Source organism: Amycolatopsis sp. NPDC023774, from assembly GCF_040639695.1.
Lineage (GTDB): Bacteria > Actinomycetota > Actinomycetes > Mycobacteriales > Pseudonocardiaceae > Amycolatopsis.
In genome coordinates this window covers 20,227-34,160 of the sequence record NZ_JBFAAJ010000039.1, presented here as the reverse complement: position 1 = coordinate 34,160, position 13,934 = coordinate 20,227, and the positions used below count along the sequence as shown (strand labels likewise).

15 protein-coding genes are annotated in these 13,934 nt (G+C 69.9%); 10 read left to right on the top strand and 5 right to left on the bottom strand.

From position 1 onward, the window contains the following. Window positions 1-148: 148 nt before the first annotated feature. The 4 genes from AB0F91_RS41535 to AB0F91_RS41520 all read right to left on the bottom strand — a co-directional run bounded on the left by AB0F91_RS41535 (window position 149) and on the right by AB0F91_RS41520 (window position 2,676). Complete coding sequence (locus tag AB0F91_RS41535; protein WP_360607108.1) at window positions 149-316, bottom strand: hypothetical protein; 168 nt, start codon at window positions 314-316, stop codon at window positions 149-151. After that, window positions 271-399 carry a hypothetical protein gene (locus AB0F91_RS41530; protein WP_360607058.1) on the bottom strand — a complete coding sequence of 43 codons (129 nt, stop codon included), beginning with the start codon at window positions 397-399 and terminating at the stop codon, window positions 271-273. Before AB0F91_RS41530 ends, AB0F91_RS41535 begins: the two co-directional genes overlap by 46 nt. 146 nt (window positions 400-545) lie before the next feature. Then, a complete protein-coding gene (locus AB0F91_RS41525; protein WP_360607056.1) occupies window positions 546-893 on the bottom strand; it encodes a TraR/DksA C4-type zinc finger protein in 348 nt (115 codons plus the stop codon). Window positions 894-1,626: 733 nt separating this feature from the next. Next, window positions 1,627-2,676 carry a DUF5914 domain-containing protein gene (locus AB0F91_RS41520; RefSeq protein WP_360607054.1) on the bottom strand — a complete coding sequence of 350 codons (1,050 nt, stop codon included), beginning with the start codon at window positions 2,674-2,676 and terminating at the stop codon, window positions 1,627-1,629. 155 nt (window positions 2,677-2,831) lie between these two features. Between AB0F91_RS41520 and AB0F91_RS41515 the strand changes: the two genes are divergently transcribed. The 8 genes from AB0F91_RS41515 (at window position 2,832) to AB0F91_RS41480 (ending at window position 9,906) form a co-directional block, all read left to right on the top strand. Further along, the gene (locus tag AB0F91_RS41515; protein WP_360607052.1) at window positions 2,832-3,929 is read left to right on the top strand and encodes a polyprenyl synthetase family protein; all 1,098 of its coding nucleotides are present in this window, start codon (window positions 2,832-2,834) and stop codon (window positions 3,927-3,929) included. Next, window positions 3,926-5,425, top strand: coding sequence for a phytoene desaturase family protein (crtI, locus tag AB0F91_RS41510; protein WP_360607050.1), 1,500 nt, complete (start codon window positions 3,926-3,928; stop codon window positions 5,423-5,425). Before AB0F91_RS41515 ends, crtI begins: the two co-directional genes overlap by 4 nt. After that, complete coding sequence (locus AB0F91_RS41505; protein WP_360607048.1) at window positions 5,422-6,381, top strand: phytoene/squalene synthase family protein; 960 nt, start codon at window positions 5,422-5,424, stop codon at window positions 6,379-6,381. The genes crtI and AB0F91_RS41505 overlap by 4 nt, the downstream gene beginning before the upstream one ends. A gap of 2 nt (window positions 6,382-6,383) precedes the next feature. Beyond that, window positions 6,384-6,725, top strand: coding sequence for a lycopene cyclase domain-containing protein (locus AB0F91_RS41500; RefSeq protein ID WP_285967628.1), 342 nt, complete (start codon window positions 6,384-6,386; stop codon window positions 6,723-6,725). Continuing rightward, window positions 6,722-7,042 carry a lycopene cyclase domain-containing protein gene (locus AB0F91_RS41495; protein ID WP_360607046.1) on the top strand — a complete coding sequence of 107 codons (321 nt, stop codon included), beginning with the start codon at window positions 6,722-6,724 and terminating at the stop codon, window positions 7,040-7,042. Before AB0F91_RS41500 ends, AB0F91_RS41495 begins: the two co-directional genes overlap by 4 nt. Then, window positions 7,039-7,776, top strand: coding sequence for a class I SAM-dependent methyltransferase (locus AB0F91_RS41490; protein WP_360607044.1), 738 nt, complete (start codon window positions 7,039-7,041; stop codon window positions 7,774-7,776). The genes AB0F91_RS41495 and AB0F91_RS41490 overlap by 4 nt, the downstream gene beginning before the upstream one ends. Continuing rightward, window positions 7,773-9,314, top strand: a complete 1,542-nt coding sequence (locus tag AB0F91_RS41485; RefSeq protein WP_360607042.1) for an FAD-dependent oxidoreductase — start codon at window positions 7,773-7,775, stop codon at window positions 9,312-9,314. Before AB0F91_RS41490 ends, AB0F91_RS41485 begins: the two co-directional genes overlap by 4 nt. A gap of 376 nt (window positions 9,315-9,690) precedes the next feature. Beyond that, window positions 9,691-9,906, top strand: a complete 216-nt coding sequence (locus tag AB0F91_RS41480) for a hypothetical protein (RefSeq protein ID WP_360607040.1) — start codon at window positions 9,691-9,693, stop codon at window positions 9,904-9,906. Between the two features lie 848 nt (window positions 9,907-10,754). On the opposite strand, the gene AB0F91_RS41475 is transcribed toward AB0F91_RS41480, so the two are convergent. Beyond that, complete coding sequence (locus AB0F91_RS41475) at window positions 10,755-11,384, bottom strand: TylF/MycF/NovP-related O-methyltransferase (RefSeq protein ID WP_360607038.1); 630 nt, start codon at window positions 11,382-11,384, stop codon at window positions 10,755-10,757. 274 nt (window positions 11,385-11,658) lie between these two features. On the opposite strand from AB0F91_RS41475, the gene alr reads away from it, so the two are divergent. Together alr and AB0F91_RS41465 are read left to right on the top strand one after the other, a co-directional pair. Then, the gene (gene alr / locus AB0F91_RS41470; protein ID WP_360607037.1) at window positions 11,659-12,807 is read left to right on the top strand and encodes an alanine racemase; all 1,149 of its coding nucleotides are present in this window, start codon (window positions 11,659-11,661) and stop codon (window positions 12,805-12,807) included. Next, entirely contained in the window at window positions 12,800-13,879 is a 1,080-nt protein-coding gene (locus AB0F91_RS41465; RefSeq protein WP_360607035.1) for a D-alanine--D-alanine ligase family protein, read from the top strand. Before alr ends, AB0F91_RS41465 begins: the two co-directional genes overlap by 8 nt. Window positions 13,880-13,934: the final 55 nt, after the last annotated feature.

Genomic DNA, 13,934 nt, shown 5'->3' with positions numbered 1-13,934 from the left:
TCGGCGAGCGTGCCGCACCCAGGTGCCGACCTCGTGGCGGCGACGTGAACGGCTCCGGTACACCGGACGTCCGGTGTCGGTGGTCGGCAGAAGACTTCCCAGTCCGCCCCCAGCGATCGCCCGGAAAAGCTTGGGTACCGCGGATTCATCAGAATTCGAAGGCAGCGGCGCGGAGCTCTTTTTGACCTCCTTCGAAGTGCGCAGCCTGCAGGAACTGATGGCCGCCGGAGCGCTCGCGTGCCGACAGGGCACTTTGATGCCCGGGGCTGGTCACGATGTCGAGGGTGATGTCGACGATCGACCGGCGTTCGACCACCCAGGCGTCCGGCGGCGCCGGGCTCCGGCCCGGCCGTCGGTCACCAGGGCCAGCCGCCACGCGAGCTCGTACCCGTCCTGCACGGCGAGGCTCCCGCCCTGGCCCCCGACCGGCGGACACGAGTGTCGCCCGCGAGGACGACCCGGCCGACCTTGAACCGCCGAGCGAGGTGGTGGTTCAACGCGAAGGAACGGGTCTTGACGCGTTGCGTTGCCGTGGAGTGGTTGCGTCACATTCGGTTCGCGCAGGCGATGCAGGTCCGCGTCGCCGGCAGCGCGGCGAGCCGGCCTTCGGAGATCGGGCCGCCGCAGCGTTCGCAGGTCCCGTAGACGCCCGCGTGCACCCGCTCGGCGGCGTGGCCGAGTGCCACGAGTTCATCTTGGGCATGTCTCAGCAGTGCCTGGACCTGCGCTCGTTCGAAGGCGATGGTAGCGCCTTCCGGGTCGTGTTCGTCGTCGCCACTGGTGAATTCCGAGGCCGCCACAATCTCGTCCCACTGCCGCGCCAACGCCGACGCCCGTCGCGAGGTCTCGGCGTGCGCCCTCTCGATCAGCCCCATCGCGGAACGCTCATCCATGACGCGGGACCGTCCGATTCCAGCCCGGCTTGAATCTCTCACGCGGCGCCACGACCAACCTCGGCTCCACGACAACATCCAGGCTCTTGTACCGGAGCTCCTCCGGGCAAGTGGCACGCCCACCCTCGAACAACCAGCACAGCCCACCGTAGTGCAGGACGCCGCGCTGCCGTTGCGGCGCGTTCGCTGCGGGCCTGGTCATCGCTCACCGGGAACGTCGCGACCGTGTGGTGCAACGGCTTTCCGGACTGCCAGGGGCCGAGGTCGAGGTGCCATGTCGCGCCTTCTACGCGTTCCCGAGAGTCCGAAGTGGACTATCTGCCGAGGAGCTGGTGCGCCGGGCTCGCCGTGGGCGGCGTCCTCGTCCACTTCGGCTCCGAGTACGGGCACTCGGGCGAGGGTCACCTCCGGCTTTCCCACGCGACGGGCCTGATACTGCTGGACGAGGGTTTGAACCGGCTGTGTGCCGTGCTGATCAAAGGATTCCTGGTCTCCATCTTGCAGAGCAGCAAGATCATCGAACTGTACGGGTCCGCAGCTCGCGAAGTGCGTCCTCCCCCGCCGCGCGCCTCCGATGCGCCCACCGAAGGCGGCCGTGCCAGCACGTCCGGTCGCTCCGGTCGCTCGAAACCAAGGCAGGCAAGTCCGACTCTGCGGCTCCAGCGGGTGTTGCTGAGCCGATCGGGCGCAAGAACGCGGCGTGAAACGACCATCGGGCTTGGTGGTATTCGACTCAGTCATCCCCGGCTTCCGAGGATCGGGCAGGAGTCCCCCGGACAGGATCGGTCGTGCGCAGCAAGTAGCGGCGCTCGGCGTAGGCGAGGTCGTCACGCCAGAGGCGCTCGGCGGTGCGGCGGATCAGCGGGCGAAGCGCACCGGCGGCCTTGCGCGCGACCGCGAACCCGGCCCGCTCGGAAGCCGCGACAACCGCTTCGATGACCGCAGTCCTCGGCCGCCCGTCCACGCCGACGCCCAACGGGGTGGCGTGGGTCTCGACCACACTGCCCACTCCTTCACCTTCGACGATGCGCATCACCACGGTGCGCGGGCCGGGGCAGAAGAATTCGGCGACCACCGGTACTCCCCATCGCCCCGCCAGCCGGAAGGTCACCTCGACGAGGAACCGGTCGTCGACGTCTGTGCCGAGGGGTGCTTCGAGCACCTTGAGCCGAGCGAACGAGTACGGGTGGAACCAGGCGCCGTGCCATGGATCGAGGCGGTTCGCGACGACGTCGGCCGGCTCGCACGCGCCTGTCACGGTCGCCACCGCGTCCACGCTGCCGCTCTGCCGGGGCCGGGCCGGGACGGCGGGCTGCGCGGTCGGCGGTTCGCCGCCAAGCTGATCCAGCCGTGCCCAGACCAGCACACCGTCGTCGAAAACCGGGAGCGGCGACCAGCCCGCCCGTCGCCGGTCGCCGACCCGCAGGCCGTGCCAGCGGCACACCAGCTCATCGCAGTCGAGCCGGGCCTCGGCCAGCGGCGCACCGAGGTGGGGGCACGTTCCCGGCCCAGCCCGTACGTCGCCGGAGCGAGTACGCCAGGCGACCAGTTCCCGGCCGCCGATGCGCCGGCCGAAGGGCCGATCCGGCCGGACCTGACGGCTCGCGGCCAGCACGTACCAGTTCCCGGACGGCCGGGCCTCGGCCCGTTCCACGGCGGCGTCGATCACAGCCGGACTGCATTCGGCGAACGTCGGTCGCTGCGCGGCCCACCGTGGCTCCCCGAAAGGACGGATCGGCCAGCCCTCCGGCCACCGCCGGTCGAGCCGATGCCTGAACCTCATGCACCACGCTCCTGTCTGCGCCCCGCATCCGCTGCGGGCCGTCTTCGAAGTCGGTCGCCCCGATACGCATACCCGGCCGCGCCCGGGGTAACCGGTCCCGACGGGAGCCGGCGAACTTCCGCGTGAACAGACCGGCCGACACGGAGAGGAACTGGATGGCGACCACGGCGGAGAGCGTCATCCCGGCAGCGGCCGGTCCCCGCGATTGGCTGACCGCGCTCGGTGAGGGACTTTCCGCCAACGTAGGTGAGTTCGTCGCCAGCCGCTGCGACGAGCAGTTCACCGGCCGGTGTGAAGGCACGCTCGCCGTCACAGCGCTGCCGGAGTTCGTACGCGGTGGCAAGTTTCTCCGGTCGATGTTCGCCTACGTCGGCTGGTGCTGCGGCGCGCCGGAAGATGACGCCGCCGTGCGGGCGGTCGCCAGTCTCGAGCTACTGCACTGCTTCGCCCTTGCTCAGGACGACGTCATGGACGCTGCGGATCTGCGCCGCGGCAGACCGGCGCTGCACACGCAGTTCGCCCGCTGGCACCAGGACCACGGCTGGAGTGGTTCACCGGCCCGTTTCGGCGAGTCCGCGGCGATCCTGTCCGGCGACTTGTTCCTGGTCTGGTCCGAACAGATGCTGCGCGAAAGCGGGCTACCGGCCGCAACTTTGTCGCGCGGGTGGCCGCTCTACGACGCCATGCGCTCGGAACTGGCCACCGGACAGCTCGCCGACTTGGTGAACGACGCCCGAACCGTGCCGAGCTGGGAGGCGGTTCTGGACGTACTCCGCCGCAAGTCCGGCAACTACACCGTCCGGCGGCCTTTGGAGCTCGGCGCCGCGCTGGCCGGCTGCGACGCCCGGGTCTCCCGTGCCCTCGGTGTTTATGGCGGACTGGTCGGCGAGGCTTTCCAGTTCCGCGACGATGTCCTGGGCGTCTTCGGCGACCCGGATGTGACCGGCAAGCCCGTGGGACAGGACCTGCGCGACCGGAAGGCCTCCAGCGTCGTCGCGCTCGCGGTCACGATGGCCGACACCACGCTTCGGCGAGAGCTCGAGCGCCTCCTGAGCAGCGACGCCGTCGACGACGACACCGTGGTCGCAATGCGCGACGCCATCACCGCGTCCGGTGCGCCGGACCAGCTGGAGAAGCTGATCGACAATCAGGTGCGAAGAGCCCTGGATGCGATCGACAGTGCGGACGTGCCGGCCCGGATGGCCGAAACGCTCGCCGTGCTCGCGGCACGCTGCACGGAGCGTGTCCGATGAGGACAGTACCGGGCAGGACCGATCGAATTGTCGTCGTCGGCGCCGGCCTTTCGGCACTTTCCGCGGCCTTGCACCTGGCCGGGCGCGGCCGGCGCGTCACGGTCGTCGAACGCGGTCCCGGCCCGGGCGGCCGCGTCGGCCGGCTGGAGCTGGGCGGCTACCGCCTCGACACCGGGCCCACCGTGCTGACCATGCCCGAAATCGTGCGGGACACTTTCGCCGGCGGCAGCGCCGAGATGACCACGTACTTGCCGATGCGCCGGCTGGATCCCGCCTACACCGCCTGGTTTGCCGACGGGAGCCGGTTGCCGGTCCACTCCGACGCCGAAGAGATGACCGAAGCGGTCCGCGACTTCGCCGGGCCGGCCGAGGCCGCCGGGTACCGCCGGTTGCGGAGGTGGCTCACGCGGCTCTACCGGGCCGAGTTCGACCGGTTCGTCGCGTCGAACATCGATTCGCCGCTGGGCCTCGTCTCCCGCGACCTGGCCCGGGTGGTCGCGCTCGGCGGGTTCCGCCGGCTCGACCCGAAGGTCTCCAGCTTCCTCGGCGACGAGCGACTGCGCCGCGTGTTCACCTTCCAAGCCCTCTACGCGGGTGAATCACCGATGCGGGCGCTGGCGCTCTACGCCGTGATCGCCTACATGGACACCGTCGGCGGCGTGTACTTCCCCGAAGGCGGAATCGCCGCCCTGCCCCGGGCGCTCGCCGCGGCCGCCGAGTCCGCCGGCGTGCGGTTCCGCTACGGCGAAGGGGCTGACACGCTCGAACGGCGCGGCGGACGGGTGTCGGCGGTGCTGACCGGCTCGGGAGACCGGATCCCGTGCGACGCCGTCGTCCTCACCGGCGAACTACCCGAGAGCTACCGGCTGCTCGGCCGAGCCCCGCTGCGTCCGCTCCGACTCTCCCCCGGGCCCTCCGCGCTCGTCGTGCACGTGGGCGCGGCCGGGGACTGGCCCGACGTCGGGCACCACACCGTCTCCTTCGGCGACGCGTGGGCCGCGACTTTCCGGGAGCTGATCACGGAGGGACGGCAGATGAGCGACCCGTCGCTGCTCATCACCCGGCCCACCGCGAGCGACCCGGCGCTGGCCCCGGCACACCGGCACCTGTTCTCGATCCTCGCACCGGCGCCGAACCTCGAACGCGGGCCGATCGACTGGAGCCGCGCAGCCGGCCCGGCCGCGGCGGCGCTGCTCGACGAAGTCCGCAAGCGCCTGCTGCCGGGACTCGAAGCGGACGTCTCGCACGTGATCAGCCCGGCGGACTGGGCCGCCCGGGGCATGGTCGCGGGCACGCCGTTCAGCTACGCGCACTCGTTCGGCCAAACGGGACCCTTCCGGCCGCGGAACCTGCCGCGAGGCGCGGAGAATGTCGTGCTCGCCGGCGCCGGGACGGTACCCGGCGTCGGTGTGCCGACCGTGCTGCTGTCCGGGCGACTGGCCGCCGACCGCATCACCGGGTCCGCGCCCCGCCGCGGAGCGGAGGACCCGCGATGACCCGCAAGGAACTCGACGCCGCCGGCATCCACGACCCGGCCCTGCGGTCGGCCTACCAGCGATGCCGGACGCTCAACGCGCGCCACGGCCGCACCTACTTTCTCGCGACCAGATTGCTGTCTCCGCCCCAGCGCCCTCCCGTCCACGCCTTGTACGGGTTCGCGCGGTGGCTGGACGACATCGTCGACGAGCCGGCCGCGGGAGCCACCCCCGCCACCATCACCGCGGAACTCGACACGGTCGAACAAAGGTTCTTCTCGGCACTTGCCGCCGGTCACAGCGACGATCCGCTGTTCGCGTCCGTCATCGACACCTCCGCTCGCTACGAGATCGCGAACCGGCATTTCCGCGCGTTCTTCCGATCGATGCGGATGGACCTCACGGTGACCGACTACCCGCGGCGGTCGGCGCTCGACGAGTACGTGCACGGCTCGGCGGAGGTCATCGGCCTGCAGGTGCTGCCCGTGCTCGGCACCGTCACCGGCCGCGACGAGGCGGCGCCACACGCCGCGGCGCTGGGTAAAGCGTTCCAGCTCACCAATTTCCTGCGCGACGTCGGCGAGGACCTCGCCCGCGACCGCGTCTACCTCCCGGCCGACGAGCTCGCCGCGTTCGGTGTGGACCGCGACCGGCTGGGCTGGTGCGCCGACCGCGGCCTCGTGGACCGGCGGGTGCGGGAGGCCCTCGCGGCCCAGATCGCCGTCACCCGGACCCTCTACGACCGGGCGCGGCCGGGGATCGCCATGCTGCATCCGGTGTCCAGGGCCTGCGTGGCCACCGCTTCCCGGCTCTACGCGGAGATCCTCGACCGCATCGAGCGCGCGGGGTACAACGTCTTCGCCCACCGGGCGGTAGTGCCGCGCCGGCGTCGGCTGGCGGTCGCGGCCGGCGCGCTCGGCCGAGCCCAGTGGCTGCAGCTGCGAAACTCTTCGCCGCTACCGCCCGCGGGAGCGTGACCGTGGGTAAGCTGGAATACCTGGCCGTGCTCGGTGCATGCGTCCTGGTCACGTTGCCGCTCGAACTGGCGGGAGCCCGGGTGTACCGCCGCCCGCGCCGGCTGGCCCGCGCAGTAGTGCCCGTGGCACTCGTGTTCCTGGTGTGGGACGCCCTCGCCATCGCGGGCGGGGTGTGGGACTACGCGCCCGAGAGCCTCACCGGGATCCGGGCACCATTCGGCATCCCGCTCGAAGAGGTTCTGTTCTTCGTCGTCATCCCGATCTGCGGCGTCCTGACCTATGAGGCGGTGGGCCTGACGCTGACGGCGTTGCGGCACCGCGCCGCGCGGCGGATGCGGCGATGATCCCCTGGGGCTACACCGTGCCCGCGGTCGCCGCGGTGCTCGCGGTCGTCGCACTGGAGCTGCTGGCCCTGCGGACCGGCCTGTTCCGCAAGCCCGGCTACTGGATCACCATCGCCGTCGTGACCGGCTTCCAGATCCCGGTGGACGGATGGCTGACCAAGACCTCCCGCGCGATCGTGCGATACGCCCCCGAACACATCTCCGGGCTCCGCTTCCCCTGGGACATCCCGATCGAGGACTTCCTCTTCGGGTACGCACTGGTGACGGCCGTCCTGCTCCTGTGGGAGCGCGCCGCGCAGAAGGAGGACCCCGAGTGAACCGGCTCGCCAAAGACGGCCTGCCCCGTGCGCGGGTGCCGGGGGCGTTCGACACCGAGGCCGCGTTCTACGACCGGCTCGTCGGTGCCAATCCTGGCTACCACGACCACCTCCGACTATCCGCCCGGCGCCTCGGCCTCACCGGTGACGGCGCGGGCTTGCGGGTGCTCGACGCCGGGTGCGGCACCGGCGCATCCACCGCGGCCCTGCTCCACGTGCTGCCGGAAGCCGAGATCACCGCGTTCGACGGGTCGGCGGCGATGCTGGCACAGGCGCGGCGCAAAGACTGGCCGCCGAACGTGCGATTCGTGCACAGCACGATCGAAAACCTCGGACGCTCGGGAATCACCGGGCCGTTCGACGCGGTCCTCGCGGCCTACCTGATCCGCAATCTCGCCGAGCCGGACACCCAGCTCGGCACCTTGCGCGCGCTGCTGCGTCCAGGCGCGCCGATCGCGCTGCACGAGTACTCCGTCGCCGACTCCCGACGGGCCAGGATCGTCTGGAACTGCGTGTGCGCCACGATCATCATCCCGCTGGGGAAGATCACCACCGGCGACGCGACGCTCTACCGGCACCTCCGGAGGAGCGTCCTGCGATTCGAGGGCATCAGCGCACTGACCACCCGCGTCGCCGCCGCCGGCTTCACCGCGCCCCGCTGCGCGACCGTGCCCGGCTGGCAGCGCGGGATCGTGCACACCGTCGTCGGCATCCGGCCCGGGGAGATCCCGTGAGCGCACCCCTCGGCCGTGATCGCCGGCTTGTGGTCCACCCGGCCCCGGGTGGGCTCGACTCCGCCGGCAAGCTCGACCGGCGGCCCCGCGTCGCTGTCGTCGGTGCCGGCATCGCAGGCCTCACCGCGGCGACCGGACTGGCCGAACGCGGAGCCGAGGTGACGCTGTATGAGCGCGAAGCGCACCTCGGCGGCCGCGCCGGTGGCTGGCCGACCCGGCTGCCCGACGGCACCGGCGTCACGATGAGCCGCGGTTTTCACGCCTTTTTCCGGCAGTACTACAACCTGCGAGCGCTGCTGAGCCGCACGGACCCCGGGTTCGAACGGCTCACCCCGCTCGAGGACTACCCGTTGCTCGACGCCGGAGGACGAACTGACACCTTCCACGGTCTGCCCACCACCCCCCTGCTGAACGCGCTCGCGTTCGCCTTGCGCAGCCCCACTTTCCGGCTCCGGGATCTGCTCGCCCTCGACGGACGCGCCGCGTTGCCGTTGGCGACCGTCGACGTGCCCGGCATTTACCAGCGGCTCGACCACGTCGGAGCCGCGGCCTTCCTCGAGCGCATCAAATTCCCCGAAGCGGCCCGGCACCTGGCGTTCGCAGTGTTCTCGCGAAGCTTCTTCGCCGATCCGCGCGAGTTGTCCGCGGCGGAACTTGCCGTGATGTTCCACCTGTACTTCCTGGGGTCGAGCGAAGGCCTGCTCTTCGACGTGCCGGCCGACCCGTTTCCCCAGTCGCTGTGGACGCCCTTGGCCGAATACCTGACCGCCCGAGACGTGGCGATCCATCTCCGAACGAACGTCGAAAACATCGACAAGTCCCGCGGCTTTTTCCGCGTCACTGCAGGGGCAGAAGAGGAATTCGACGCCGTCGTGCTGGCGTGCGAGGTGGGCGGCCTGCAGTCGCTGGTCGAGGCGTCGCCGCGCCTCGGCACCGACGCCTGGCGGAGGAAGGTCACCGGGCTCCGCGCCGCGCCTGGTTTTCTCGTCCGCAGGCTGTGGCTCGACCGCGCGGTGGCTGCGGGACGGCCACCGTTCCTGGGCACGGGCGGCATCCAGTCGGTGGACAACATCAGCGTCCTCGACCGCTACGAGAGCGAAGCACGATGCTGGGCGCGGAAAACCGGCGGTTCCGTCGTGGAACTGCACGCCTACGCCGCCACCACGACCGACGTCGACGCCCTGTCGAAGCAGATGGACGAACAGCTCCGCGGGATCTACCCGGAAATCGCCACCGCCCGTGCGGTCGGCGAGATCACCCTCTGGCGGGAGGACTGTCCGCTGTTCGGGATCGGCAGCTTCGCGAACCGTCCGACCGTCACCACGACCACCCCGGGACTGGTGCTGGCGGGCGACGGGATCCGGATCGATCTGCCGGTCGCGTTGATGGAACGGGCCGCGGCCACCGGCTGGGCCGCCGCGACCACACTGCTGACGAGCTGGGGCATCGCGGGACACCCGCTCCACTCCGTCCCCAACCGCGGGCGGCTCGCCCTGCTCAACCACCTCGTCCCCTGGCTCGAACACGGCCGACCATGAAGACACGGTCTCGTTCTCCGTCCCGGCTCGTGTCCGGCGGGCACGATGGTCACCGGCCGCTCTGCGGGTCGGCGGCCTCGCACCGCCGCGCACCGCGAGTGGTGATCATGAGGACGGCGAGGCCACCGTCGCCGTGGGCTCGCGCTCGTCGAGCCCGTGGCGCCAGCGTTGCCGCCGGTCGGCAGAGTGGTGTTCCCACCAAGGTGTGCCGCGTTCACCCAGCGCGACTTTCGCAGTGCACAGGCAAGAACAAGGACGCCGCCGCGGGCTTGGCCGTCGCGCAGGCAGCAGATTCCCTCGCCGAACCCGTCAGCCCCGCGCCGAGCGGACTCGCGCTCCTGCACGTCGCCGAGGCCAACGCCATTCGCAAGCGATCGTGCTCGGCAACCTCTCGCTGGCCCGTCTCCGGCAAGGCGAAGTCGATGGTGCCGTCGACGCACTGCACCGCGCGATCGACGAGCTCGAAGTCACCCGCGGCTGTGGTGGCCTCAACGTGGCGTTCACAGCTGGCCAGGAACTCCGCCCATGGCGCGACCACGCCGCGGTCGAGACTGCCGTCGAGCGACTGTTCTCTCCGATGTCTGGGGCGTAGACGCCGACTCGCGCGGTACAACTGAGACGTACAGATCGACGAGGAGAAGCGCGCCGTCCGCGACCGAGTCTGGCGCATCCTCGACGACACCGAAGCCGTGACCCCGCCCGGCGCCGCCGGCCACATCCCCTCGTTTAACGGCGCCGACCAAGCGGCGCGCGGCCTAAGCCGCACTCGACGTCTGGCGATCAGCCGGAGTCGTCAAGGCCAACCCCGACCGACGACTTTTTCCCGGTCACTGCGTCAGCCGCGGCGGCCAGCGGCTTTTCTGCCAGCTTGCTGAGCCCGAGGAACAGGTAGCACGAGCCGGCCATCCGGTTGGCCTCCGAGACGGAGAAGTGGTCACCGGCGATGTCGGACGTTGGTGGTGAGGATGCGTTGTTGCTCGGCGGTCTTGAGGCCGTCTCACACGCGTGCCGGTTACCGAGCACGGCATCCAGCTCTGGCTACCCGAAACAGACGACCCAGCCGACCTCGGCGACCGTGATCACCGGGCACTGATGTCGCTGCTGGCAACTCAATCTCAACGCGAAGTCCTCCGCGCCTGCCACGCATCCTGGCGGCCATGCACAACCAAGCCACCCAGCAAGGCCGATACCTCGGCGGACGACCACCCTACGGCTACCAACTCGTCGACGCCGACCCCGCCGACGCCCGCCGGGTCGACGCCTCCAACGCCTCTCCCCCGACCCACGCACCGCAGCCCACGTCAGCTGGACCCGCAACGTCTCGCCGGGCATAGTGTCGCCAGCATCGCCGGGTCACTCAACGAACGAGGCGTCCCCTGCCCGTCCAGCGCCGGGCACTGCCAGCGATTAACCAGTCCAGGTGGTCACCGGGCAGGTGACTCACCACGTAGCGGCGAGGCGCCGACGCAACCTGATCGGGAACAGCGGCGGCGCTTTGCGGAGTGTTTTCTCGCCCACGACCTGGAAGATCGCGCGGCGGTCGGTCATGTCGCCTTTGCCGCTTGGCTCGCGGCCGAAGAACGCGAGCATGGCCAGCCGGATGCCGGTGCTCTGCTGCCACTCCACCAGCGCCCGCGCCTCGGCAGGATCCTCACCGACAAGTTCGTCGAACAGCAGCACGCTACCTGGCTGCAACATCGGGGTCATCCAGTTCAGCGCAGTCACGGTCGAGCCGTAGAGGTCCGCGTCCAAGTGGGCCAGGCTGATCCGTCCGACTTCGCTCGCGAGCTGCGGCGTCAGCGAGTTCTCGAAGAAGCCCTTGACGATCCGGACCCCGCGCAATTTGGGCACGATCGTCGCGAACGTACCCTTCGCGAGGTGTTCGTAGTTCTCGGCCAGGCCTTCGAACGAGTCACATGCGAAGATCTGCTTGCGGCGCTGGCGGTGGTCCCAGATCTTGGCCTGCCAGAGCTCGTCGCGAAGGACCCTGGTGGATGCGCCGTTCCACGTGCCGAATTCGATGATGTTGCCGGGCACGGCGCGAGACACCGAGACGGCGAGCGCCAGCACCTGCGCCCGGGACGGAAAGGTGACGCGGTCACGCGCCGAGGTCCAGTCCCCGGCAGAGCCGGTCAGCATGGACGTCAAGGAGGCAAGGGCCTGCACGGAGTTGGATGGTTCCACCTGTGCAGGATGCCGAGTCACCACGCCCAGGTCGAGGTCTCGCTGGACCGGAGCCCGTTAGTACAAGCGAAGCAGGGACTTGCGGTCATAGTTGCGCACCGTAGGCCCCGCATGTCCTCCATATGAGTGAAGATCGCCGTTGATGTCACTCGAATGTTCTATGGTGTCGCCACACGCGCATGCCGCCATCGACCTTGATGCTGTGGCGCACAACACTGCGCTTCTCGCCGACAGCACCACGGCCCAGGTGATGGCAGTCGTCAAGGCCGACGGGTTCGGCCACGGAGCTGTCCCAGTGGCGACCACCGCGCTCTCGTCCGGCGCGACCTGGCTCGGGGTAACCACCACTGCCGAGGCACTGCACTTGCGTGCCGACGGCATCACGGCCCCGATCCTCACTTGGCTGCACACCCCGCAGGACGACTTCGGTCCTGCCCTGCTCTCCGATATCGACGTGTCGGTGTCGTCGTCGGACCACCTGCGCGCCGTGGCTACCAGTGCGGAGACGCTCCGGATCACCGCCGCCGTTCACCTGAAGGTGGACACCGGGTTGCGCCGCAACGGCGCGCCGAGTGACGAGTGGCCCGGACTCGTGCGATTGGCCCGGGCACTCGAGAAGGCAGGGCACGTCCACGTCCGTGGCGTCTGGTCACACCTGATCAGCGGCACAAATGCGGCCGCAGCCTCGGTCCACACGCAGCTACGGCTCTTCGACGAAGCCGTCACGTGCGCGCGCCGCGCCGGGCTACGGCCGCAGTTCCGCCATCTCGCCGGCTCCGCGGCAACTCTCGGCGCGCCGGACACGCACTACGACCTCGTTCGCCCCGGCATCGGGCTGTACGGCGTGGAGCCACACCCGAACCGCGTCTACGGGCTACGCGGCGCGATGACGCTGCGCGCCAACTTGATTCTCGTGAAGCGGGTGCCCGCGGGCAGCGGTGTCTCCTACGAGCACGAGTACGTGACCGAACGCGAAGGCAACCTTGGGCTGGTGCCGCTGGGTTACGCGGACGGCGTGCCGTGGGCCGCGGCCCGGAGGGCAGAAGTGTGGTTCGCCGGACGCCGCCACCCGGCTGCGGGCCGCATCGCCATGGACCAGTTCGTCGTCGACCTCGGCGACACAACCGCACAGACCGGCAACGAGGTCGTTCTGTTCGGACCGGGCACAGACGGCGAACCGACCGTCGCAGAATGGGCCCGATGGGCAGGAACACTCCCGCATGAGATCGTGACCGGCATTGGCCTTCGGGTACGACGTCACTACATCTCGTGCGCTCCCCGGAACATGAAGGAGCCATCCCGTGCTTGACCAGAAAATCCGAGTGGCTGTTCTCTTCGGCGGGCAGAGCGGAGAACACGATGTGTCGGTCCGCTCGGCCGCCGGCATTCTGACCAGCCTGGATCGGTCGCGATACGACATCATGCCCGTCCGTATCAACCACGACGGTGTCTGGACCACCGCACCACTGCCCGAGCTGGGCACGATCGACGCGGTCCTGGATTGGCAGCACAACCACTTCCTCGATGCCGGCGACACGACGCCGGCCGCCAGCATCCTCGCTACGCTTCACGAGCTCAGCCGGTGCGACGTGGTATTCCCCGTTCTGCACGGCCCCTTCGGCGAGGATGGCAAGCTTCAAGCGCTTCTCGACGCGCTGGGCATTCCCTTTGTGGGCAACGGCGTAGCGGCCAGCGCTCTGTCCATGGACAAGGAATACACCAAGAAGATCGCGGCCGGCATCGGCCTTGAGGTCAGTGACTCGGTGGTGCTCCGCCGGGGCGAGGTCGACGTGGCGCCGGTGGACCGCGAACGACTGGGACTCCCGGTGTTCGTCAAACCGGCGCGGGACGGCTCCAGCATCGGCGTGTCCCGGGTCGACGACTGGGCCGAGCTCCCCGCGGCTGTGGAGACTGCCCGCAAGAGTGATGAGAAGGTACTCGTCGAGGCGGCGGTCGCCGGCCGAGAAATCGATCTCGGGGTTCTCGAGCATCCTGATGGGGAACTCGAGGTAAGCCCACCCCTGGAGATCCGGCTGGCCGACAGCCGCTCCTTCTTCGACTACACGGCCAAATACGCTGACAGCGCGACGGTGCTCGAGGTACCGGCGACCGTCGACCCGGCCACCGGCGCGGGGCTGGCCGAGGACGCGGTGCGCCTCTTCCGCGCGCTGGACTGCTCCGGGCTGCTGCGGATCGACTTCTTCCTCCGCCCTGACGGCCGCCGGGTCGTCAACGAGGTCAACACACTTCCGGGATTCACCAGCGCGTCTCAGTACCCGCGCATGTGGCAGGCTGCCGGACTGAGCTACAGCGACCTGCTGGACGAGCTGATCGCCACCGCTCGCTCGCGCGCGGCCCAGACCTCCACAGCACACCGGTGACGCAGCCTGAAGCACAACCTGCGCCGGCACGTGCGCCCGGGGTGCCGCGCAGGCC